Raw genomic sequence first — 23194 nt, 5'->3', positions numbered from 1 at the left:
TCAGATATAAAAATTTTAGCCTCTGAAAGCTCTTAGCTGCCGGTTCAGAACTTCGATGCGTTTTTGAGCCTCAGCTATGCGGCCTTCATACTCCTGGCGCAAGGCTTCTGCATTTTTAGAACGGGAGAAAAACTCGATGTTCGTATTAAGTGTCTGGATATCGTTCTGTAGTTGTGATATCTCACGGCGAAGCGTTTGTTCGCGCTGCTGCAGTTTATGGGCTGAGTCAGGGCTGTGCTTCAGGCGGTCTACCTGTAGTTTTACCAGCAGCTCGCTGCGGTCTTCATAACTCAGTTCCGGCACACGCTCCAGGTAATGCTCCAGCAGGGTTACAAACTTCTCCTCCACTTTCGGGCTCGAGCGTTTGTTGTTTTGATCCAGGGCACGCCATTGCGCTATAAATTCTTCATACTCAGCCATTGTGCCGGGCTCATTGGGCTGCGAAAGCTTTTCTGTGATACGATCGCACAACTCCATTTTCTCAGACGAAAGTTTTTCCAGTTCGGCACCTTTCTGCTGTTCATGGTTCTGCTTACGATCGAAGAACTCGTTGCATGCGCTACGGAAGCGTTGCCATATCTTATCTGAGTATTTATCCGGAACGCGGCCTATTGTTTTCCAGCGTTTCTGTAGTTGTATCAGTTTTTCTTTTGTCGTATTCCAGTCAGTGCTTTCTTTCAGTTGTTCGGCTTCTTCGCATAGCTGCGTTTTAAGTTGCAGGTTCTGCATTTTCTGTTCATCCAAACCTTTAAAGAACTGGTTTTTATGCTGGAAGAAGGATTTGTAATTGCTCCAGAACGTTTTGTTTATTTCTTCTGCATATTCTTTCGGAACCAATCCGGCAGCATCCCACTCTTCTTTCAGTTTCTGAATTTCATCAGTTTTATCGCGCCATTCATTTATGCGGTCAGTGTTAAAGTTCTGGAAAGTATGAAGGCGGTCAAGTAAAGCGCGTTTGGTGGCCAGATTGGTCATTTCATGCGTTTTACGCTCTTCCTGGTAAGCTCTGCGGTGCTCATGTACCCTTTCTGAAGCCTGTATGAATCGGTCCCAGATAATGTCGCGCTGGTCGTTTGGTACCGGGCCGAGGTTTTTCCATTCTTCGTGCAGGTGGCGAAGTTCCTGCAGGGCTTTATTAATAGATGGCTCGTTCTGCAGCGCTTCTGCACGCTCAATGAGTTGCAATTTAGCATCCAGGTTACGCTTGCGGTCAAGCTCTTTCAGCTCAAAGAATATGCTGCGGTTGTTGTAGAAAATATCAAGAAGTGCATGGTAGGAGTCCCAAAGCGTTTGTGCTTCGCCTGCTGGTACCTGGCCTATAGATTTCCATTCGGTCTGCAGTTTCTTCAGCTCATCGTTGCTGTTTTTGGTTTCCGCAGATTCTACAAGTATGCGCAGTTTGTTTAGCAACTCACGTTTTCTCTCAAGATTGCGCTGGCGCTGTTCTTCTGTTTGCTGGCGCTCATGGTGGCGGGCATCGCGGTAGGCAACCAACAATTTATCCAGCTCCTGGTGCTCGGCAGGTGCATGGTATTCAAAATCTTCTTCCGTGCCGCCTTCCTGCTTAAATTTCTCCAGCGCTTCTGCTTTCTCAGCCTGGAATTTAAGGTCGTAATGGCGGTTTATTTCATTTATAGTTTGGTGGCGTTTGCGCGAATCGGCACTCTTTAAAACTTTGGCAAGCTGCTGGCGCAATTCATCGATTGAGAGCTGGCTATAATCGGTAGTGTCCTCTTCTTCCAGTTCTTCTTCTTCGTGATGTTCGGTTACTGCTATTGGCGTACCTGTAGCATGCACCGGAGGCGCTACTGCGGTTACATCGGCTGGGGCAGCTACAGAAGGATCAGGTGCGAATAGTTTTGATTCCTGCTGTGTTGTTTCCTGTGTATCATTTTCAACGTTTACCTGGGCGTCAGCGAAAACATCTGTCCAGACATCGATATCTGCTGTTTCCTGTTCGGTTTTAAGCTCAGGCTTTATTTCAGGTTGCTCCTCTTTCGGCACTTCCTGGTTAATATTTTCCCCTGTTTTAGCGTTCAGCTCAGCTAGGCGCTTTTCCAGTATACCTTGCGGGGTGTCCGGTTGGCTTTGTGCGGAATTTAAAGCTTCGTTATTCTCTGGCTTGTTGGCCTCAGCTCCGGTAGTGTCCATATGCTTGTTATCGGTTGTCATGACTTCGTTTTTAGGTACAACGTAAGGACCGTTTAGTTCAGGCGTGGGTCTACAGGGTAGTTTGCCAGCACCTTATACTTGCCTCCCATCTGCCGCAGAATATTACGCCAAAGGGTATCTGCCTCCAAATTAAATAATTTATTCGCAGCATTGTTATTTACGATCCAAACATTTTTGTCGATTTCCTCTTCCAGCTGGCCAGGGGTCCATCCGGAGTAGCCTAAAAAAAATTTTATATCTGATGTTGATACAATACCAGACCCGATCATGTTACGCAACATTTCAAAATCTCCTCCCCAGAAAACGTCCTCGCCCAGCTTTACTGCCTGAGCGAGTTGCGAGATGCGATGCACATAATGCAGCGTGTTATACTGCACAGGGCCGCCAATACCAAGCGTCATGTCAAAAGAATCGTTGTAAAGGTCTATTACATCAGATAATTTAAGGTTAGATACACGGTTGAGTACCAAGCCAAAAGAGCCTTCTGTTGCATCATGGCTGCACAACAGCACCACGGTACGCTCAAAGTTAGGATCTCCGAGGTATGGCTCTGATATAAGTATGCTTCCGCTTTGCGGCTTTGTCAACCTTTCTTCTTCCATCTGCTAAATCAGGGTTTATTAAATTAGGTGTTGCACTTGCTGCGTCAGGTTTGCTAGCTACATTAACTACTACGCAAAGCAGGCGATATGGTAACGCCACAGGGCTGCTTGCTACAATTTAGCTATATACTTAAGAAACTGCAACCAAGGTACTTTGTTTGTGGCAGCAAGTATAAATTTATTTATCTACAGCAGAATATTTTATAATTTTGGCCAAATCCTAAGATACCATGTCGCTAACACACAACATTGCCGATATCCGGAAAAACTATTCCCGCCAGGCACTTTCAGAGGATTCTGTTGCGCAGGACCCGATCGAGCAGTTTAAGCTTTGGCTACAGGAAGCTATTCAGGCTCAGGTAAATGAACCTACTGCTATGGTATTATCTACGGTAAAAGAGGGTCGCCCGGATGCACGTGTGGTATTGTTAAAGAATGTTGCCGAGGATGGCTTTACTTTTTTTACAAACTATTCCAGCAGCAAAGGCCGCGCATTGTCTCAAAACCCGTTTGCAGCGCTTACCTTTTTCTGGCCAGAACTTGAGCGCCAGGTGCGCGTGCAAGGCAAAGTTGTGCAGGTGCCGGCGCAGGTTTCGGACAATTATTTCCATAGCAGGCCGGTTGAGAGCCAGATAGGTGCCTGGGCATCGCCGCAGAGCCAACCCATAGCAAGCCGCTCAGAACTTGAAGAAGCCGAACTAAATTATAAGCAACAGTTCCAGGATTTAGAGCAGATTCCCCGCCCGCCGCACTGGGGAGGTTACCAGTTGGTACCCGATAGCATAGAGTTCTGGCAAGGCCGACCTAGCAGGCTGCATGACCGCATTTTGTATGAGATGGAAAGCAACATCTGGCATTGCAAGCGCCTGGCTCCCTGATTCTCTCCTATACCTTATACTTTAACATCTTTTTAGATGGCAGAAATATTACCTATTAAAGCATGGCGCTACAGCAGTAAACTGAGCCAGAACATTGATGAACTGACGTCTCCTTTGTTTGATGTGGTATCGGCAAAGCAGCGTGAGGCATTATACCGGAATAACTTAAACAGCATACACCTTTCGGTGCCGCGCGGTACTAAACCTGCCGAAGAAGCCGCCAGCCTGCTGGAAGAATGGAAAGATAAGCAAATACTTACTCAGGACGCGCTGCCGGGTATATATGTGTATTACCAATATTTCCGCCTGGCGGGCAGTGATAAAGAGTACTGTCGTAAAGGATTTATCTGCCACATAAAGGCATATGACTGGAGCGAGAATGTGCTGCTACGCCACGAAAATACTATACCCAGCGCCGTTAACGACCGCATAGAGCTGCTTGAAAAAACTTTACTCAATTCCAGCGCCACGCATGGCCTTTATACTGATCCGGAGCATTTGCTGGAGCGGTTTATGGATGAAAGTATAAAATCGCCGATTTATGAAACCGAAGATTACCAGGGTGTGCGCGATGTTCTGGCTATTATTCATGATCATGAGGTAATAAGTTTCTTTTTGAAAACTTTGCGCGGCCGGCAGGTATTGTTAGCCGATGGGCACCACAGGTATGAAGGCTCGCTGGAGTACCGTAAAAAGATGATGGCCGCTAACCCCAATCATACCGGGCAAGAGGCTTATAATTATCATCTAATGTACCTTACCAACTCCGAGTCTGACGACCTGCGTATTTTGCCAACGCATCGTGTGCTTAAACACATGAGCCTGACCGATGAAGAGTTCCTTGAAAAGCTGGCTGCATACTTTACGGTAATTCCTAAAGAAGACCCTTTCGAGTTGAATGAGGTAATTGCCGGTAAGCAATGGGCCTTTGGTTTATACTTGTCGGGCAATGCCTATAAACTGCGCCTTAAACCGGAAGTGCACGAACAAATTGACTGGAATTTTCCGCAGGAAGTGAAAGACCTGGACCTGACCGTGATGCATTATTTTGTGTTTGAAAAGGTGTTAGGCATTTACCGCCAGGAACAGCGCGACTACAAAGGCCTTAGCTATGAGCGCAATTTTACCGCCTGCATCAGCCAGGTAGATTCAGGCCAGGCCCGCCTAGCACTTATCACAAATGAAGTGTCTATGGAACAGGTGAAGCGCGTGTGTTATAGCGGTGCCATCATGCCACAGAAATCAACGTTTTTTTACCCGAAGGTGATTTGCGGGTTTTTATTTAGCTCCATTAAAGAAGATGAATTTGTCTCGACCACTGCTGCTTGCTTCTAACTCGCCACGCAGGAAAGAGCTGCTGGCCGGCCTGGGTTTACAGTTCGAAGTGCGTGTAAAAGAAGTGCACGAAGATTTTCCGGAGCACCTTCAGCGCGAAGAAGTTGCCGAATACCTTGCCTCTCATAAAGCTGATAATTACCTGGATGAGCTTAAAACTGAGATACTGATTACGGCCGATACCATTGTTTGCCTCGGTGATAATATTCTGAACAAACCTGCCGATTATGCAGAAGCTGCAAGTATGCTTCGCGCTTTATCCGGAACATCGCATGAGGTAATTACCGGCGTATGTGTGGCAACTCACGACAGCAAAGCTGTTTTCCATGATGTAACCAAAGTATACTTTAAGGAACTGACCGAGGCTGAAATTCATTACTACATCACGCAGTACAAACCATTTGATAAAGCCGGCGCTTACGGCATACAGGAATGGATCGGAATGATCGGGATTGAAAAGATTGAAGGTTCTTATTTTAATGTGGTAGGTTTGCCTGTGCAGAAATTATACCTGCACCTGTTGCCTTACCTGAATACTAATTTATAACGTTTTGCAGGAGCTTATACTTCTGCTTATTTACTAATGAATATAACAGCAAAATTGTACCTGGCAGCAGGCAAAGAGCACTCGCTGAAGCGTTTCCACCCATGGGTATTTTCGGGAGCCATCCGCAAAATGGAAGGCGAGCCGGTTGAGGGCGATGTGGTGGAAGTATACTCCAAGCAGCGCGAGTTCTTGGGCATGGGACATTACGCGCCCGGCTCTATTGCCGTGCGTATTTTCTCTTTTGAGCAGGTAGAACCAAACTATGATTTCTGGAAAAGCAAAGTACAGAAAGCCTATGATTACCGCCTGCAGGTTGGCCTGATCGGAAACACGCATACAGATGTTTACCGTTTGCTTTATGCCGAAGGCGATGGCGTACCAGGTCTTATTGTGGATGTTTACAAAGATACGGCTGTTTTACAGGCGCACTCTTTGGGTATGCACAATGCCCGTCACCAGGTTGCCAAAGCCTTGCAGGAAGTATATGGCGGAGCTTTAAAAGCTATATATGATAAAAGTGCCGAATCGCTGCCGCAAAAAGCTGCTGCTGAGGCTAAAAACGGTTATCTCTTCGGCGAATCATCTGCCGGTACGGTGGTTACCGAAAACGAAAACCAGTTTTTTGTGGATTGGGAAAGCGGTCAGAAAACAGGCTTCTTTATTGACCAGCGTGAAAACCGTGAATTGCTGGCGAAGTATGTGAAAGATAAATCTGTACTTAATACTTTCTGCTATACAGGCGGCTTTTCGGTTTACTCGCTAAATGCCGGGGCTAAAGAAGTCCATTCTGTAGACAGTTCTAAAAAAGCAATTGAATTAACAGAGCGCAACGCCGCACTAAGCCAGGCACCTGACCGCCACGAAGCTTTTGCGATCGATACATTTGAGTTTCTGCGTGGCAAGGAAGATCGTTATGATGTGATCATACTTGACCCGCCTGCTTTTGCCAAAAGCCAGAACGTGCGCCACAACGCCCTGATGGGTTACAAGCGCCTGAATGCGGAAGCAATGCGGAAAATAAAGCCGGGAGGCATTTTGTTTACATTCTCCTGCTCGCAGGTAGTAGATAAATACCTGTTCAACAACACGGTTATGGCGGCTGCCATTGAGGCAGGGCGCAACATTAAAATTATGCACCATCTCTCCCAGCCTGCCGATCACCCGATTTCGATCTTCCACCCGGAAGGCGAATACCTGAAAGGATTAGTGCTGTTTGTAGAATAGTATTTAACTATAATTTTTAAAAGCCGGAGGCGCTTCATTTGTAAGCTTCTCCGGCTTTTTCTTTCTCAGCCTTTTTAAGTATAACAGGCGCGTTCAGTAGTTTGAGCAACACACCATTGGTCCATCCAAAGCCGTCTTGTAAAGGGTACTCGCCTCCGCCAGCTTCCAGGTTAAGTTCTGCTACATTATACTTTTCCATCAGCTTGCCGGTACGTTTATATACCTGTTCGTTCAGGTTTACCCAGCGGTTAATTATGGTATCGGCTAAAGTAGTATGGCCATAGTTACGGAGTGCCTGTATACTCATCCATTGCAGCGGAGCCCATCCATTCGGGGCATCCCATTGTTCACCGGTTTTGTTTGGCGTTGTAACTAAACCGCCGGGCTTCAGAAAATCCTGTTCCAGTTTGTGCGCTACTGCCTTAGCCTGCTTTCTTTTTGCCATCTGAAAGTATAAGGGGAAAACTGCTGCCAACGATTTAACAGGAGTGTTTCGGCCTTTCACAAAATCATAGTCCATGAAAAACTTTTCGTTTTTGCTCCAACAATATTTCAGGAGTGCTTTTTTTCGTGCTTTGGCCTTTTGCTTATACTCCCGTTCGGTATTTCTGTCGCCATCCATTTTTGCTGCATCTGCCAATGTTAGCTCCAGGTTGTACAATAAGGCATTCAGGTCTACGGGTATAATATCGGTAGTATGAATGGTTTGCAGCGATTTGCTATCCGATAACCAGCGGCTGCTGAAATCCCAGCCTGATTCTGCTGCAGCCCGGATGTGACGGTAAACTTCCTGAGGGTTTCTGCCGGAAAGGTGCGCCAGCTTTACATCTTCTTTAAAAGACTCTGGGCGCGGTGCTGGATTATCGTCCCAATACCGGTTAAGTATGCTGCCATTTGGTAAGCGAACCACCCGCCTAAATGCTGGCTTATCCGGGCTTACAGCATTAGCTCCATTCATCCAGAAATCATATTCTTTCTGAAGAGCTGGTTTATACTTCAGAATTACTTTATCGCCTAGCTCCTGCACCAAAACCTGAACCATAAGTCCATAAAATGGTGGCTGTGAGCGGCTTGTGTAATAACTTCTGTTCCCATTCGGGATATGACCGATTGTATGTATAAGGTAGGTGAAATTATCCACCATGCTTCGGATAAGCGCTGTATCGCTGGATTCCTGCAAGCCTAACATCGTAAAGTAGCTGTCCCAGTAATAGATTTCGCGGAAGCGCACGCCGGGTACAACGTAAGGATATGGAAGTGGAATCAGGGAGCTATTCTGTTGTTCAGGTTGCCGGGTTAGTACAGGCCATAGTTGCCTGATATGCTGTTCTATGGTAGCTGCAGTATCGGTTTTGAAAGTACTGCTCTTGTCCGGAGGTAACTGGAAGTGCTTCAGAACAAACGCCTTCAGATTAAAGCCTGGCTGGTTTCTTTGCTGTTGGTAAGCCTGCATAATTACTTCCGGTGGCGAAAGCGGAATGCAATCCGGGAAAGTCTTGGAATCAGGGAAAACAGCTGTAAGTTGCACTTCCTCGAAGAGTTTACCAAACTGCTGTGCAGGCTGCACCTGCGCCTGAACACTAAATACAAGTCCCAGCAGGCAGAATAGCAGGAGCTTATAGTTTTTGTAAAAGCGGCTTAGTTTAAGTGGATTCATAGTTAGTAAGTTATGGCTTTGCAGGTGGTTTTACGGAGAAACAACAAATGCATTTGTTATGTCGCTTTAAATAAAAAATCCTGTAAGGTTTGCTTACAGGATTTTTTATCAGGAATTCAATAATGTGAAAATCTGCTTTGTATCGAAAGGCTGCGGCAGCTCCATTCTGATGCGCCATTCTTTCGGGTAATAATTGTTGATGCGATTGCCAATCTGTTTTGCCCAACCCAATGGCAGATCCTGGTACTGCAGCAGCACCCAATTGTTGCCGTTAGAACCCAGGCTGATGTCTTCTTTTCGCAGGTACTTCAGGGCTTGCTCCAGCTCCAGGTTTATACTTTGGAAAGCATCTTTATTTAAGTATTTCGAAAGCGCGAGGCCTTGGAGTGGTTTTATCTTTTTGCCATTTACTTCCGCCACTTCCGTTCCGGCATAGATCACGTAAAGTTTCTGGTATACTTCATCGGCAGCTTCAAAAATTGCAGCCGGCAAGGCCGAAATAATTTCGTTGTGTTGCAGCCATTCAAAATTTTCCGGGTTAACCAGCCAATCCTGCACCAATGCTTTTTCTTTTTTTCCGGCATGCGTCAGTTTATACTTCTTCTTTTTACTACCAATAGTATAAGCTGTTTCATCGCCTCCTGTTTTGCGTAGCACAGCCATAAAAAAACCTTCGCCCTGCACACGGTGCGGGTAAAATCGATAACCCTCTATACCGGCCAGTGTGGTGTTAACTACGCCCCAGGCCTGATCGAAATCAAGTTTTATACTTTGAGCCTGCTCCTGCCCGGCCAGCCACGCCATATTCTGTTCATTTTCGGCTTCGTTCCAGGTGCAGGTGCTGTAAATAAGTATACCTCCGGGTTTAAGGGCTCCCCATACATCCATCAGAATCCGCTGCTGCCGTTGCGCACACAACTTCACATTCTCTTCTGACCATTCCTGTATGGCGCCTGCATCTTTCCGGAACATGCCTTCCCCGCTGCATGGGGCATCAACCACCATTACATCAAAAAACGAAGTAAGCTTTCCAAATTCACGCGGATCGTTATTGGTTACCAATACATTGCCGGTTCCCCACTTTGCGATGTTTTCAGCAAGTATAGAAGCACGGCTGCGGATCACTTCATTCGATACTAGCAAACTGTCAGCTGAGATCAGGCTGGCAAGGTGGGTTGATTTACCTCCCGGCGCGCCGCAAAGATCGAGCACCTGCAAAGGCTCCGAAAGATCCACCGTTTGCTTAAGTGCCTGCTCCAGAAACATGGAACTAGCCTCCTGCACATAATAGCCGCCGGCATGTAAAAGTGGGTCAAGCGTAAACAAAGGGCGTTCGGGCAGGTAATAGCCATTTTCTGCCCAGGGTACCTGCTGTAGTTGCCCGGGTGTCTGCAATTTCTGGCTGTTAACGCGTATACTAATCGGCGGCGCCTTCTGCAATGCACTTTCAAAAGCTTCGTATTCAGCTCCCAAAATATGTTGCATGCGTTGTGCAAAAGAAAGAGGTAATTCCATAAGGCAAAGGTACGGCTAATTCATCCGAAGGTAAAGCTACTATCGGGGTTTATACTTGGTTTATACTTTCAGCCGGATGTACTCCTGCACAATTGGAACATCGGCCGGGCACCAGTTATATTTTAATAGTTCTGATTGCGTGGCCCAACTGTATGCCTTATGCTCGGCCAATATAATTTCTCCTTCCTGAAGACGACAGATATATGGTATTAGCTCTATTCGTTTGCTGCCGTAATCGTGTGTAACAGCTGTCAGGCGCTGTAGTGGTACAATCGTTAGACCCAGTTCTTCTTTTATCTCGCGTATCAGGCAATCTACTTCCGATTCGTTTGGCTCGATTTTACCTCCCGGAAACTCCCACAACAAAGGTTGCGACATTTGCTGGCTCCGTTGCGTCAGCAGTACTTTGCCGTGAAGTTCTATAAGAGCGCATGTAACGCGTAATGTATGCATTATACCTGTGCTTTGCTGGTTTTTCGGCTTTTCGTAAGCGGCGTAGTAAATCTTGTTTCAAACTTATAAAACAGCCAGCCTGACAAAAGGCATACAAGCAGATTCTGCCATACAGGTTGCTGTGAAGGGAAAAGGCCAAAGTATACCACCTGTACCAGAAAAATATGAAAGGACGCTTTGCCTGCCAAACCAATTAATTGCAGCAACCTGTTTTGTGAATTGCCCGGGAAAATCTTAAAAATGAGCATTATGAGCAAACCGGCGTAAGCGAATGCAAACAGGTTTTGAGTTTGCCACTCCTGCCGGAAGTATGGAATGCTTAAGCTTTGGTATACTTGTAAGTATAAATAAAAAATACTGACCCCGGAAAGTATGAGTAACAGTATTAGTTGCGGCGCAGGCTTTTTAGTTAGCATTTTTGAAAGCCAGAAGCCTAGGGCTATGGCAGAAAAATAACGTGGAAAAGCGGCATCATACATGTATTTTTCTGTAGCAAATAGTGGTATGTTTTTGCTCAGAATATGAAAACATACCTCGGCCAAAACAAGAAGTGCCGTTGTTAAGATTGGTTTTTTCCGAAGCCAAAAGCCGATCAGGGGTAACAGCAGCACAGACTGCAGCAAAAGGGTAACAAAGTAATTGCCACGGCCGGATATGGGCAAAAGGCCAACAAAAGTATAAACGTTGAAAGTAAATTTGTTTTCGTTGAAAATGACCAGCCAAAGCCATCCAATCAAAAGCGAAAGTATAAAAATGAGGATGATTGGCTGCAGTATACGGACTGCCTTTTTCTGAAAGTAACTGCGCGTGTAAAGCTCCTTAAAATAAACTGCTTTACCCGATGCAGAAAGCCCAAGATTGAGCCCCATGATCACCATAAAAACCGGTACAGCCTGCCAGATGTGGTAAATGGCATAGGTTTGCAGCAACGTTTGTTTAGGCAGCGAATGTAGTAACAGAACCGCCACAATTGCCATGCCTTTTGTTATATCAATCTGGAGGTAGTGCTGTTTCATATCGCTAAAAATAGTAAAAATCAGCTGTTGTGTCTGATGCTGCCCAACTGATTTGCACAAATTTATAATTTAAAATTTTGGATTAAAGATGCTTGCGAATCATTAATTGCCTTAATAAGCTAAAAGATGGGCTATTATTATACTATAAAATTTACACAGATTCATCCGGATTTTGCCTAAACAAGTAAAAGTATAATTGGACTATAACATTGTGTATGCACCTGAACATAAACTATAGATTTATACTTACTCTTGCGCCCACCCTTGCTTTCGGAAACCTGCTGCTCAATATTATTATTGCGTGGCTACTTTGGCATAATACAGCTGTTGTGCCTTTGTGGGGGCCATCGGGTATAGCGTTGCACATTTTAACTGGTGGCTTTATACAGGCTATGGTTTTTGGCTGGGTTACTACCAAACTTACCAGAAAGGCGCTGCGGGCAAAACAAGTGCACCCTTTGCACTGGCACCTTAAAAGCCAGACTTTGATAGACAGGCTGCCTTCCCGTTCTATGCCACGCGCTTTTATGCTGGGCCTCTTTGGCTTACTGATGACTTCGGTCGTTTTGCTTATACTTCATTGGCAAAACATACAGTACATGCCGCTGTCAGAATTTATTTCTTTTGTAGCTATACTTTCAGCTTTACTTGTAGCTGCAATTGTTTTAGTAGCCATTTACAGGGCAATGGGCGATACTATATACCAACCCTTAAAAAGGTCTGGGGAAGTATAAAATAAAAGAGGCGCACTTAGAGATAAAGTACGCCTCTTTTATTTTATACTTAATTGGTTTACTTGAACTTATCTTTAAGTATCTCAAATTCTACTGCAGGTGAAATACGCTCGTAAAGTATAAGGTATACTGCTGTAGTGATAGGCATATCTACCTTCAGTATTTTATTCAATTCATAAATACTTTGAACGGCATAATAACCTTCGGCCACCATGTTCATCTCTATCTGCGCAGATTTTACAGTATAGCCATGCCCGATCATGTTACCAAACGTACGGTTCCGGCTGAACTGCGAATAGGCTGTTACAAGTAGATCGCCGAGATAGGCAGAGCCGTTCAGGGCACGGTGCATAGGCATTACCGCATCCAGGAAGCGCTCAATCTCGAACATGGCGTTAGATACCATTACAGCCTGAAAGTTATCGCCATAGTTAAGGCCACGGGCAATACCGCAGGCTAGGGCAATAATGTTCTTCATCACGGCACAGTATTCTATGCCATCCAGGTCATCAAGGGGGTTTGCTTTTACATAGCGGTTGCGAAGCAATTCGCAGAAGCGTTCGGCTGTAGCCAGGTCATGCGAGCCAATGGTCAGGTAAGATTGTTTTTCGAGAGCAACTTCCTCGGCATGGCAAGGGCCCGCTATAACAAGCTGGTGTGTGTTAGGTACATGATAGTATTTCTCTACATAATCCGTAACAAGGATATTTTCTTTCGGAACCATGCCTTTTATGGCAGAAACCACTACTTTATCCTTGAAAGCATCTTTAGGCAGATCATCCAGTGCTTCAACTATAAAAGCAGCAGGCACAGCAAGTATAACCCAATCGGCGGCTGCCACTACAGCTTTCAGGTCTGTAGATGGCTTTACATAATTCAGGTCGAACTGTACGCCGCTCAGGTAGCGTGGGTTATGCCGGTAATTTATTAGGTGCTGCACATCATTTGAGCTGCGCATCCACCAGTGTATCTGCGAATGATTTTCAGAAAGAATTTTAACCAGTGCTGTTGCCCAGCTACCTCCTCCTATTACTGCTATTTTTTCCAAATCCTGTATGCTATTCTTTATTCTTCGTCTTTTGTTTCGGCGGCGATGGCTGATTTATCTAATGACTTCGCATCTTTAACGGCTACTTTTGCACCATCTTTCAGTGTTTTGGATACAGCTCTGAAAGGCCCCGATACAACTTCTTGTCCTTCTTTTAAACCGCTGATAATCTCAATATTATCGAAATCGCTTATACCGGTTTTAACTTTTACAACTTTAACGGTATTATTGGCTTTGTCATAAGCAAAAACAACTTCATCTATCTGCACAGGTGCTTTTGGTTTCTCCGGTTCTGCAGCTCCTTTATCCTCTTTGTCGCTTTTATTTTTGCCATTTTCAGAGACTTCTTCTTCGTTAGAGCGTGTTGTAACCGCCGACAAAGGTACAGATAAAACATCGTTCTTGCGCTCTGTAATGATATCTACTGAAGCGGTCATACCCGGGCGGAACGGACGTTTATTGCTCTTGGCAAGGTGGCTGTACGATTCATTAAGCAAGCGTACGCGTACTTCAAATTCAGTTACAGCTTCCAGGGTAGCGGCATCTTTTGCTGTGTTGGCTATAGATGTTACTATGCCTTTAAACTTTTCATCCTTGCTGGTATATGAATCTACCTCAACTATAACGGAGTCGCCGAGGCCTACACGGATAATGTCGTTCTCATTCACGTTCACGCGCACTTCCATGTTGTTCAGGTTGGCGATGCGTAGCATTTCAGTACCGGCCATTTGCGATGTACCCACCACGCGCTCGCCACGCTCTACATTAAGTTTTGATACGATACCACTTACCGGGGCATAAATAGTGGTCTTGTTCAGGTTTTCGCGGGCTTCTTTTAAAGATGCCTGCGCGTTCTGTACATTATACTCAGAAGCTCGTACGCTCTGGCGCAACGATTCTATTTCTTGCTTACCAGACTCGTAGCTGGCTTTTATTTGCTGAAACTCTGCCTCTGAGATTACTTTCTGGTCGAATAGTTTTTTATTACGGGCATAGTTCTGGCCTACCTGTACATTGTTTGCCTGGGCCTGTGCCAGCCTTGCTTTTGACTGCGAAAGGTTAGCACGGGCAGCATTTACAGCAGCCTGCTGCGCATCAACAAACGACTGGTAATTGTCGGGGCGAATACGGATAAGCAACTGGCCTTTAACTACGCTGTCGCCTTCTTCTACATTCAGTTCAATGATCTCGCCTGAAACGTCCGGGCTTATTTTAACTTCTGTTTCCGGCTGAATTTTACCTGAGGCACTTACCTTCTCTACAATTTCAGCTTTCTTTGCTTTTGCAAGCACAACTTCGGTTCCTTCTTCTTTGCCTATCCAGCCAAATTTCTTGGCGGCCAGCAAGCCACCTAAAAGTATAACCAGTACAACAATAAGAATCGGGATTAACTTTTTTGATTTTTTAGTAGCCATGGGTGAATTAGAAAGATAGGTCTTTGCCTTGGTAGAAGTCTAGAACTTTTAATTTAAAAGTATACTCGTATTTAGCCTGAATTAAGCTAGACTGAGCAGAACGGTACGTATTAGCAATCACATTGAAATCTACTGTATTGATAACGCCGTTATTCAGCCTTAATTCAGCGTTGCGGAAGTTCTTTTCTGCAGATGTAACCTGATTTTTTGCCGCAACATACTTGCGTTGAGCTGCAAGGGCATCTACATAAGACTGTTCAATCGTTTGCCTTAAGTTATTACGGGCATTGGCTGCGTTTATCTGGGCGGTTTGCTGTTGCATTTTTGCGCGTTCTACGTTTGAGCGAGCCTGTAACCCGTTAAATATTGGTACCTGAAGCGAAAAGCCGAACTGCTTACCAAGGTTGTTCTTAAACTGATCTGCAAACGGATAATCTTTGGTAGCGCTTGAGATCTGTGGCACATACAAAGTGAATGCCTCTTGGCCTTCATTATCATAGTAACCAAATGTTTCCGGTCTATAGCCAGTTATTACAGGCTGAGTATCGGTGTCCAGAAGTTGGTTATCTGTGTTATAGAAGGTGTTCATGCCGCCATTCAAGGAAAGCCTCGGGAAATAGCTGCCTCGTGCAATGTCAACTCCTTTGCTAGCGCTCAAAACTCTCAGGTCTACACTTTTAATGGCAGGCAGAGTTTGTAGTGCAACTTCATATACATCGGTGGCATTTACAAGAGTCGGGCTCTGGTCTGGTTCCGGAATTGCAGGAATTTCTATCTGGAAGTTGTCTGACTTAGGCAAGTTCAGGAGCTGCACCATTTGAAGCTGCGAAATATCGCGCTGGTTCTGTGCATTTATCAGGTTCAGCTCATCGGTAGCTAACTGAGATTCCAGGTCAAGTATAGCATTTTCGGCTACGCTTCCGGCTTTAAATAAAATTCTGGTGCGCTCCAGTTGCTGACGTGTAAGGTCGCGCTGCAATTCAGAAGTTTTTATCAGTTCCTGAGCAAACAGGATGTTGAGGTAAGAAGTAACTAGCTGAATAGTAATATCATTCTGAGCTGATAAAATGTCTTGTTCAACTGCCTGCAACTCTAGCGTGTTTTGTTTTACCTGGTTAGTATACTGAAAACCCATAAACAAAGGCACAGAAGCGTTCAGCGAGAAACTGTTACTGCGGTATTGCTCGTTTCTAAGTTCGCCAATGGTTTGGTTAAGGGTTGTACCATAGCTATAGTTATGGTTGGCACTACCATTTATACTTGGCAAACGCGAGAACTTGGATTGGTTAAGATCTGCTTTGGCTAAATCCCTGTTTACTTTGCTCTGTTTTACCTGCAGGTTATTGGCCCTAGCATAATTTATTGCTTCCTCCAAAGACCAGATTCCATCCGATCCGGCACCCTGATCCTGTGCCATACCTGCCGAGGCGCCCGCCATCATCAGGCCTACTACCAGCAGCAGATTTTTAGACAATTTTTTCATAGTTTTTAAGATGGTTATAGGTCAATGTTAGGTATGTAAACCACATGTTTTACCCAGCTGAGTTGCTTCATGTACTCCAGCGAAATTGGTTTTATACCTGAGTCCATTTCAATGAACTGGCGGGCCATTTCGTTTTTACCTTTCCTGGACACGCTCATAGTAGCAATGTTGCAATCATCGTGAGCAAGTATAGAAGCAATGAAGGCTATACTTCCTTTTACATCGTCCGCATCAATTATCAACGTGTGCAGGTTTGCTGAAAAATCTGCTGTAAAACCATCCACTTCCACAATCTTGATCACACCACCCCCACGGCTTTGGCCTATAACTTCCACATTGCGGTCGCCGGCTTTCAGGTTTAGCTTAATGGTATTGGGGTGCATGGTAGATGCATTGCCCACCGATTTGAATGTATACTTCAGCCCACGCTCTCTGGCATGGTCAAAAGCTTCTTTAATGCGTTTATCGTCTGTTTTAAAATCCAGCAGGCCGGCAATAATAGCACGGTCGCTCCCGTGGCCTTCATAGGTGCGGGCAAACGAGTTATAAAATGTGATAACAGCCTCTTCAGGTGCTGCGCCCAGAATACGGATTGCAGCACGGGCAATACGCACCACCCCAGCCGTATGCGAACTGGAGGGCCCAATCATTACTGGCCCAATCATATCAAAAACACTACTTTTCTCAGCCATTGTAAGTATAAAGTATGGGTAATATCGTGAAAATCAAATTTAGTAATAAACTGGCATTTTCATAGGCTTTTACAGGGAAAATGCCTTAATTTAGACAAAGAGTAGATTTTGTTCTACCAATCAGGTTATTGTAACCACCTAAAAATTCAGTTTGATTTTTTATGCTGAATAAGTATGCTGTGTTAAAGATGCAGAAAGTTACAGCTTGGTTGCCTGATTGATATGGGGTCGGGCATTAAAAAGGAATACTTCTATATTTTATACCTCTGCCTGCTTTTGAACAGAAGTTTTTATTTACTTTGTACTGAAATTGCAGTGTCTCACTAATTTAACATTATGCAAACAATAGAGCAAGCTTTTAAGCCGGAAGTGCTGGAGCAGTTAAAGCGATTGGAGCAAAAATATGTGCCCCTGGGCCAGGATCTGGCCGCTTATCTGGAGGGACTGTACCACACAGATTTTATTAATTACTGGGATTATATACACCTGGATACGCTGCTGAGCCTGCAAAATCCGCGCACTACTATTCCGGATGAGAAGATCTTTATTATGTACCACCAGATTACGGAGCTATACTTTAAGCTTTGCCTGGAAGAGTATAAGCAAATAGGTGAAGATAAAGGTATTACGGGCGACTTGTTAATTAAACGCTTAAAGCGTATTAACCGCTATTTCGAAAACCTGATTGATTCGTTTGATGTAATGGTGGATGGCATGGACCCTAAGCAGTTCCTGCAATTCAGGATGGCACTTATGCCGGCAAGTGGTTTTCAGTCGGTGCAGTACCGTTTTATAGAAATAGCATCTACCGAGCTGCGCAACCTGGTTGATAAAGAAAAACGCAAAGTGTTGGGCCTGCAAAGCACACAAGAGGAAATGATGGGCTGCATTTACTGGAAAGAAGGTGCTACTGAAGTATCTTCAGGTGCTAAAACACTAACCCTGATCCGTTTCGAGGAAAAATACACAACACAACTGATCGCTTTTGCAAAAGAATATGAGCAGAAAAATGTATGGTCTGTTTATAAGCGCTTACCGGAAGAAGAACAGCAAAACCCCCGCCTGATCAGACAGATGCGCGAGCTTGACAGCAATGTAAATGTTAACTGGCCACTCATGCATTATAAATCAGCGGTTCGTTACCTGCAGCGCGACCCTGAAGTAATTGCGGCTACAGGCGGCACAAACTGGATGAAATATTTACCTCCGAAATTCCAGAAGCGCATTTTTTACCCGGAACTATGGAGCGAGCTTGAACTGAACGAATGGGGAAAAGGTTGGGTTGAGAAAGTACTGAACGGTGAAATTTAATTGTTAATTTGTTTGACTGGAAACGCTTTATTATGAGCCTTAGCGAGAAATCTGATACTGCTTTTCGGGAGAAAATGCTTTCTAATTAAAACTTGAAATAGATATCTCCAATCTTAGAGATGCTATACTATATAATTCTGACCTCACTGTGCTTCCCATAGCTGTGAGGTCTTTTTTTATGTAGACTGAATTTGCATTAACTTTGTGTTGTTATCAACAAACTATAGCTGAATCAACAATCAGTAATTATCAAACAACCATTATAAAGTTTAAGGTTAACTACCTTACCTGTTGTAAATGAATAAGAAAGAAATTGAAGTGGTGCTGGCGCCTGAAGTGGCGTTTGATAACCAATTGCTGGAGCAGGAGCTACTTAAAAGCGCTGCCCTGCAGCCAGAAGCTGTAAAGTTCATTCACCGCATTAAGCGCTCTATAGATGCTAGAGGCAGAAGTGTACTGCTTCGTGTGCGTGCCGATCTATACTTAGACAACCCACCTGCCGATATTTTAAGCCCGGTTTATACTTACCCTGATGTCAGTAATGCCCAAAAGGTTATTATAGTTGGTGCCGGGCCAGCCGGATTATTTGCTGCCCTGCGTTGTATTGAGCTTGGTTTAAAACCGGTTGTTCTGGAACGTGGAAAAGATGTGCGAAGCCGCCGCCGCGATCTGGCTGCCATCAACAAAGAGCATGTCGTTAACCCGGATTCAAATTACTGTTTTGGCGAAGGCGGTGCCGGCACTTATTCTGATGGTAAGCTTTATACCCGTTCAAAAAAGCGAGGCGATGTACAGCGTGTCCTTCAGATATTTGTTCAGCATGGTGCTACACCGGATATACTTTTTGATGCGCACCCGCACATTGGAACAAACAAACTCCCTAAGATCATAGAAACACTTCGTGAAGCCGTAAGAGAATCTGGCGGTGAAGTACATTTTGATAAGCGAGTAACTGATTTTATAGTTACGCAAGGCGAAATGCGTGGTGTAGTTACGCAGGATGGCCAGGAATATACAGGCGAAGGTGTGATTCTGGCAACAGGCCACAGTGCCCGCGATATTTTTGAATTGTTGCACCATAAAGGAATAACAATCGAGGCAAAGCCTTTTGCGATGGGCGTACGCGTTGAGCACCAGCAACAACTCATAGACAGTATCCAGTATAAGTGCGATGATCGTGGTTTATACTTGCCGGCTTCGTCTTATGCCCTTGTTCAGCAAACCTATTATAAAAATAAGCAGCGGGGCATTTTCTCTTTCTGTATGTGCCCGGGTGGTTTTATAGTGCCTTCAGCTACTGCGCCCGGCGAGGTGGTTGTAAATGGGATGTCGCCTAGCCGCCGCGATTCCAAGTTCGCTAACTCAGGTATAGTGGTTGCCATAGAGCTGGAAGATATGGAGGTAGCAAGGTATGGCGCACTGGCAGGTTTACGTATGCAGCAGGCTCTGGAGCAAAAAGCTTGTGCAATAGCCGGCGGTACACAGGTTGCCCCTGCTCAGTTGTTACAAGACTTTACGCGTGGCAAGGTTGGTGGCGAGTTGCTAGAAACATCTTATCAGCCTGGTTTAGCTGCTGTAGACATGAACGAGCTTTTCTCTGATGATATGGCTTACAGGCTGCGCGAAGGTTTTAAAGCTTTCGGGGGCAAAATGCGTGGCTATCTAACAAATAATGCCCAGATAGTTGGTGTTGAAAGCCGTACCTCCTCTCCTGTTCGTATTCCGCGCGACCGTGATACTCTGGAACATGTGCAGATTAAAAACCTATACCCGTGCGGCGAAGGTGCTGGTTATGCCGGTGGCATTGTTTCTGCTGCCATGGATGGAGAACGTTGTGCCGAAATGCTGGCAGCCAAGGTTAAACGGGTGCTTTAATTAATTTATACTTAGCACCTAAGGCAGATTCGCTTTAAACAAAACGTTACATCTATTAAGTCAGTTATTAAGTATAATCTATTCAGACTTTATTAGATAGCGATATGAAAAAGACCGTTGTTTTAGGAGCCACCAATAATCCGGGTCGGTATGCCTATAAAGCAATTCACCGCTTAAAGCAACATGGCCACGAAGTTGTGCCTGTTGGAATCAGAAAAGGGGAAGTTGAAGGGCTTCAGATAATTACAGATAAGGAGCAGCAGGTAGATGGCGTTGACACAGTAACACTCTATGTTGGCCCGCAAAACCAACCTTCCTGGTACGACTATATTTTGTCGCTGAAGCCGAAACGTATAATTTTTAACCCTGGCACCGAGAACCGAGAACTGGAGCAATTAGCTGAGGATGCAAATATAGAAACGCTGCACCACTGCACATTGGTAATGCTTGCGTCGGATAGTTATTAAGAAGTATAAATTACTTTTGCTAAAGTATAACTTTACTATTCAGGCAGCGTATAAAACTATAAAATGGGCAGATGGCATTTGTTGTCTATGCACATTGGAAAAGGGATCTTTTAAGAGATCCCTTTTTTGTTTTAAAGCGTGTAAATTTGAGTTTTTTGCGGCAAAATATTTCTACGCCTCACGTCTCAAAACCTCAAGCGGAGGTTTATTCAAAATGCCTCTGCTATTCAGCATCCCGATAAATACCGTTAATGCTGTTATACCTAAAAATACCCAAAGCAGTGGTGCAAAATCCGGTACAAATTTCACTTCAAAACTAAACACGGCAAGAGCCCAGCCTGCTGCCAGCGAAAGTATTATACCTGTTGCGGCTGCAAGTGCTCCTAAAAACAAGTATTCTAAAGCTGTAATGGCTAGAATTTGCTTGCGACTGGCGCCCAACGTACGTAATAGAACGCTTTCCTGTACGCGCTGAAACTTGCTGATATTAACAGAGCCAACCAGTACCAGTAAACCTGTACTGATACTAAATAAAGCCATAAACCGGATTACAAAGGAAATTTTGCTGATGATATCATCTAAGGTCCGAAGTATAAGATCCAGGTCGATAGCGGAAACGTTTGGGAATTGCTGTACCATGGTTTGCTGGAACCGGGCAGATTGGACGTCAGATTTTGTGCGCGTCATTAGTACATGAAACTGCGGCGCTTCTTCTAAAACGCCTTTCGGGAACACTACCAGGAAGTTACTTTGAACGCGGTTCCACTCCACTTCTCGGAGGTGAGAAATTATAGCTGGCATCATCGCTCCCTGCACATTAAATAACAAAGTATCTCCTAGTTTTACTTTAAGGCGTTCTGCATAATCTACTTCCAGCGAGATAGGTATAGGTTTTGAAATATCTGTAACTGTTCCTTGCCATTTGCCGCCTGCATCTCTTTCCGAATTGATTAAAGTATCGCGGTACGTAACGCGGTACTCGCGGTTAAAAGCCCAGTCTGGTATGCCCAGCGTGGTGTCTTTCCTTACATCTGCAGCTGTCAGACCTTTCATTTCTTCCAGGCGCATAGTTACTACTGGCACAAGCTGCAGCACTGGTAAACCCTGCTGGCGTGTAAGCTTAGCAACATTTTCTTTCTGTGAATTCTGGATATCAAAGAGCACCAGGTTTGGCTGGTTCTCGCTGCCGGCAATCGCAACCTCAGTTAGTAAAACGCGCTGCATCAGGAACAAGGTAGCAATAAGTGTAGTACCCAGCCCGATTGAAACCGTTAAAAGCAGCGTCTGATTATTGGGCCTGTATAAGTTTGCCAGGCTCTGGCGCCAGGTGTACCCCCAATGTACCGGAAAAAAGCGGCGTACCAGCCACATCATCAGTCTGGCGATCAAGGCCAATACTATAAATGCTACTACAACTCCTGCCGTAAAAGAAAGTGCCTGCAACCATGTTCCCAGCTGCATGCGCGCAAATAGCAGTACAAATGCCAGTATCAGAAAGTATATGCTCAACCGAAGTGGGTCGCGTTGGGAGCTAACATGCTCCACGCCGGAGCGCAATGTAATGAGCGGGGAAATATTTCGAATTGTAAGTAACGGCAACAGCGCAAATAGCAATGATATTATCATACCTATGGCAATGCCTTCGGCTATAGCTGCCCATGATACTGCTACTGTTACTTCTACTGGCAAAAACGATTGGAAAAGCTGTGGTAAGTATAACTGAATCAGGCTGCCAAGTATAGCTCCGACCACAGATCCGATAAATCCCATGGCCATCACCTGGAAAAGGTAAATGAGAAAAGCCTGCTTACCGCTAACGCCCAGGCATCGTAACACGCCTATAGTTGACAGTTTCTCCCGTATGTAAACATGCACGGCACTTGCCACACCCACACATCCTAATAAGAGTGCAACAAAACCAACCAGCGCAAGAAATCTGGCCAGGTCGCTGTAGGCGCGGCCAGTACTTTCTTTCCGGCTTTTTACAGTATCGAAATCTATACCGGCTTCCTCAAACCGAGGTTCGAGCTTTTTAGCCAGTTTATCGGCATCGGTTTTCGGAGGTAATTTATAATAGAAGTAGCGGCTGATACGGCTGCCTTTCTGCATTAATCCTGTTTGGTCAATGTACTGGCGTGGTATATAAACAGCCGGGGCGATAGTGGCAGTTAAGGCAGATTGACCGGGTATCTTGTGTAAGGCCCCTGCAATTTCAAAGGATAGCTCACCTACTTTTATAGAGTCGCCTGGCTTTGTATTGTATTGCAGTAATAAAGTATGATCTACCAGTGCTTTTCGGCCTTGCCGGAAGGTACGGCTTGCTTCGGCAGGTTCTGTTTCTATAGCACCATAATATGGAAAGCCTCCTTCCAAAGCTCTTACCTGCACCAGGCGAGTACCCTGCGATGCTTTAAAGTATACCATTGAAACAAAACGAAGCTCATCTGACCTGTCTCCTCCAATTGAATCGAGTACCTTTACCATTGCCGGCTCCAATTCTTTGCCGCTCATAACCACAAGGTCGGCTCCTATTAACGATTTGGCCTGCTTGTCTATATCGGTGCGAAGGTTATCACTGAATGAGTTAATAGCTACCAGTGCAGCAATACCCAGCACAATAGAAGAAATAAAAAGCGCCAGCCTGCTGCGGTTACGTCTGCTGTCGCGCCAAGCCATTTTAAGAAGCCAGCCTAACTGTAGTTTTTGTTTCTGTTGAGGATGTATTAAAGTATCGGGCACAGGAGATAGATCAGGTTTAAAAAGTGAATTA

Annotated in this window: 19 protein-coding genes; 8 read left to right on the top strand and 11 right to left on the bottom strand. The window is 45.0% G+C overall.

Annotated features, from left to right (window positions below):
- Nucleotides 1–15 precede the first annotated feature (15 nt).
- Together LWP20_RS10675 and LWP20_RS10670 are read right to left on the bottom strand one after the other, a co-directional pair.
- On the bottom strand, nucleotides 16–2172 hold the full coding sequence (locus LWP20_RS10675) for a DUF349 domain-containing protein (protein WP_242928134.1): 2157 nt from the start codon (nucleotides 2170–2172) through the stop codon (nucleotides 16–18).
- Between the two features lie 32 nt (nucleotides 2173–2204).
- Entirely contained in the window at nucleotides 2205–2774 is a 570-nt protein-coding gene (locus LWP20_RS10670) for a YqgE/AlgH family protein (protein WP_242928133.1), read from the bottom strand.
- Nucleotides 2775–3004: 230 nt separating this feature from the next.
- Here LWP20_RS10670 and pdxH point away from each other — a divergent pair, with 230 nt between their 5' ends.
- The 4 genes from pdxH to LWP20_RS10650 are packed head-to-tail and all read left to right on the top strand — an operon-like array spanning nucleotide 3005 to nucleotide 6758.
- A complete protein-coding gene (gene pdxH / locus LWP20_RS10665) occupies nucleotides 3005–3652 on the top strand; it encodes a pyridoxamine 5'-phosphate oxidase (RefSeq protein ID WP_242928132.1) in 648 nt (215 codons plus the stop codon).
- A gap of 36 nt (nucleotides 3653–3688) precedes the next feature.
- Nucleotides 3689–4987: a DUF1015 domain-containing protein gene (locus tag LWP20_RS10660; RefSeq protein WP_242928131.1), complete on the top strand. Its 1299-nt coding sequence runs from the start codon at nucleotides 3689–3691 to the stop codon at nucleotides 4985–4987.
- Nucleotides 4953–5534 carry a Maf family nucleotide pyrophosphatase gene (locus LWP20_RS10655; protein WP_242928130.1) on the top strand — a complete coding sequence of 194 codons (582 nt, stop codon included), beginning with the start codon at nucleotides 4953–4955 and terminating at the stop codon, nucleotides 5532–5534. Before LWP20_RS10660 ends, LWP20_RS10655 begins: the two co-directional genes overlap by 35 nt.
- 36 nt (nucleotides 5535–5570) lie before the next feature.
- On the top strand, nucleotides 5571–6758 hold the full coding sequence (locus LWP20_RS10650; protein ID WP_242928129.1) for a class I SAM-dependent rRNA methyltransferase: 1188 nt from the start codon (nucleotides 5571–5573) through the stop codon (nucleotides 6756–6758).
- A 34-nt stretch (nucleotides 6759–6792) separates the two neighbouring features.
- Here LWP20_RS10650 and treF read toward each other — a convergent pair whose 3' ends face one another.
- The 4 genes from treF to LWP20_RS10630 form a co-directional block, all read right to left on the bottom strand.
- Complete coding sequence (gene treF, locus LWP20_RS10645) at nucleotides 6793–8415, bottom strand: alpha,alpha-trehalase TreF (protein WP_242928128.1); 1623 nt, start codon at nucleotides 8413–8415, stop codon at nucleotides 6793–6795.
- A 108-nt stretch (nucleotides 8416–8523) separates the two neighbouring features.
- Nucleotides 8524–9930: a methyltransferase RsmF C-terminal domain-like protein gene (locus tag LWP20_RS10640; protein WP_242928127.1), complete on the bottom strand. Its 1407-nt coding sequence runs from the start codon at nucleotides 9928–9930 to the stop codon at nucleotides 8524–8526.
- A gap of 60 nt (nucleotides 9931–9990) precedes the next feature.
- On the bottom strand, nucleotides 9991–10383 hold the full coding sequence (locus tag LWP20_RS10635) for a (deoxy)nucleoside triphosphate pyrophosphohydrolase (RefSeq protein ID WP_242928126.1): 393 nt from the start codon (nucleotides 10381–10383) through the stop codon (nucleotides 9991–9993).
- Complete coding sequence (locus LWP20_RS10630; protein WP_242928125.1) at nucleotides 10383–11399, bottom strand: acyltransferase family protein; 1017 nt, start codon at nucleotides 11397–11399, stop codon at nucleotides 10383–10385. Before LWP20_RS10630 ends, LWP20_RS10635 begins: the two co-directional genes overlap by 1 nt.
- A 215-nt stretch (nucleotides 11400–11614) precedes the next feature.
- On the opposite strand from LWP20_RS10630, the gene LWP20_RS10625 reads away from it, so the two are divergent.
- On the top strand, nucleotides 11615–12133 hold the full coding sequence (locus LWP20_RS10625) for a hypothetical protein (protein WP_242928124.1): 519 nt from the start codon (nucleotides 11615–11617) through the stop codon (nucleotides 12131–12133).
- A 58-nt stretch (nucleotides 12134–12191) separates the two neighbouring features.
- Here the strand turns inward: LWP20_RS10625 and LWP20_RS10620 are convergent, their stop codons facing one another.
- From LWP20_RS10620 to sdaAB, 4 genes are read right to left on the bottom strand one after another with little or no spacing between them, the layout of a single operon-like run.
- Complete coding sequence (locus LWP20_RS10620) at nucleotides 12192–13181, bottom strand: NAD(P)H-dependent glycerol-3-phosphate dehydrogenase (protein WP_242928123.1); 990 nt, start codon at nucleotides 13179–13181, stop codon at nucleotides 12192–12194.
- A gap of 17 nt (nucleotides 13182–13198) precedes the next feature.
- Complete coding sequence (locus LWP20_RS10615) at nucleotides 13199–14596, bottom strand: efflux RND transporter periplasmic adaptor subunit (RefSeq protein WP_242928122.1); 1398 nt, start codon at nucleotides 14594–14596, stop codon at nucleotides 13199–13201.
- A gap of 7 nt (nucleotides 14597–14603) precedes the next feature.
- Nucleotides 14604–16079: a TolC family protein gene (locus LWP20_RS10610; RefSeq protein WP_242928121.1), complete on the bottom strand. Its 1476-nt coding sequence runs from the start codon at nucleotides 16077–16079 to the stop codon at nucleotides 14604–14606.
- A gap of 14 nt (nucleotides 16080–16093) precedes the next feature.
- A complete protein-coding gene (gene sdaAB, locus LWP20_RS10605) occupies nucleotides 16094–16771 on the bottom strand; it encodes an L-serine ammonia-lyase, iron-sulfur-dependent subunit beta (RefSeq protein ID WP_242928120.1) in 678 nt (225 codons plus the stop codon).
- Between the two features lie 336 nt (nucleotides 16772–17107).
- Between sdaAB and LWP20_RS10600 the strand changes: the two genes are divergently transcribed.
- The 3 genes from LWP20_RS10600 (at nucleotide 17108) to LWP20_RS10590 (ending at nucleotide 20424) form a co-directional block, all read left to right on the top strand.
- Complete coding sequence (locus LWP20_RS10600; RefSeq protein WP_242928119.1) at nucleotides 17108–18082, top strand: tryptophan 2,3-dioxygenase family protein; 975 nt, start codon at nucleotides 17108–17110, stop codon at nucleotides 18080–18082.
- A gap of 297 nt (nucleotides 18083–18379) precedes the next feature.
- Nucleotides 18380–19957 carry an NAD(P)/FAD-dependent oxidoreductase gene (locus tag LWP20_RS10595; protein ID WP_242928118.1) on the top strand — a complete coding sequence of 526 codons (1578 nt, stop codon included), beginning with the start codon at nucleotides 18380–18382 and terminating at the stop codon, nucleotides 19955–19957.
- A 104-nt stretch (nucleotides 19958–20061) separates the two neighbouring features.
- Nucleotides 20062–20424 (top strand): CoA-binding protein, encoded by a 363-nt coding sequence (locus tag LWP20_RS10590; RefSeq protein ID WP_242928117.1) that lies wholly within the window; start codon nucleotides 20062–20064, stop codon nucleotides 20422–20424.
- 171 nt (nucleotides 20425–20595) lie between these two features.
- On the opposite strand, the gene LWP20_RS10585 is transcribed toward LWP20_RS10590, so the two are convergent.
- Nucleotides 20596–23163 (bottom strand): ABC transporter permease, encoded by a 2568-nt coding sequence (locus LWP20_RS10585; RefSeq protein ID WP_367615747.1) that lies wholly within the window; start codon nucleotides 23161–23163, stop codon nucleotides 20596–20598.
- Nucleotides 23164–23194 lie beyond the last annotated feature (31 nt).

The sequence above is a fragment of the Pontibacter vulgaris genome, from assembly GCF_022758145.1.
Taxonomy (GTDB): domain Bacteria; phylum Bacteroidota; class Bacteroidia; order Cytophagales; family Hymenobacteraceae; genus Pontibacter; species Pontibacter vulgaris.
Note: the sequence above shows the minus strand (reverse complement) of the source record. Positions and strands in the feature narration are given on the sequence as shown.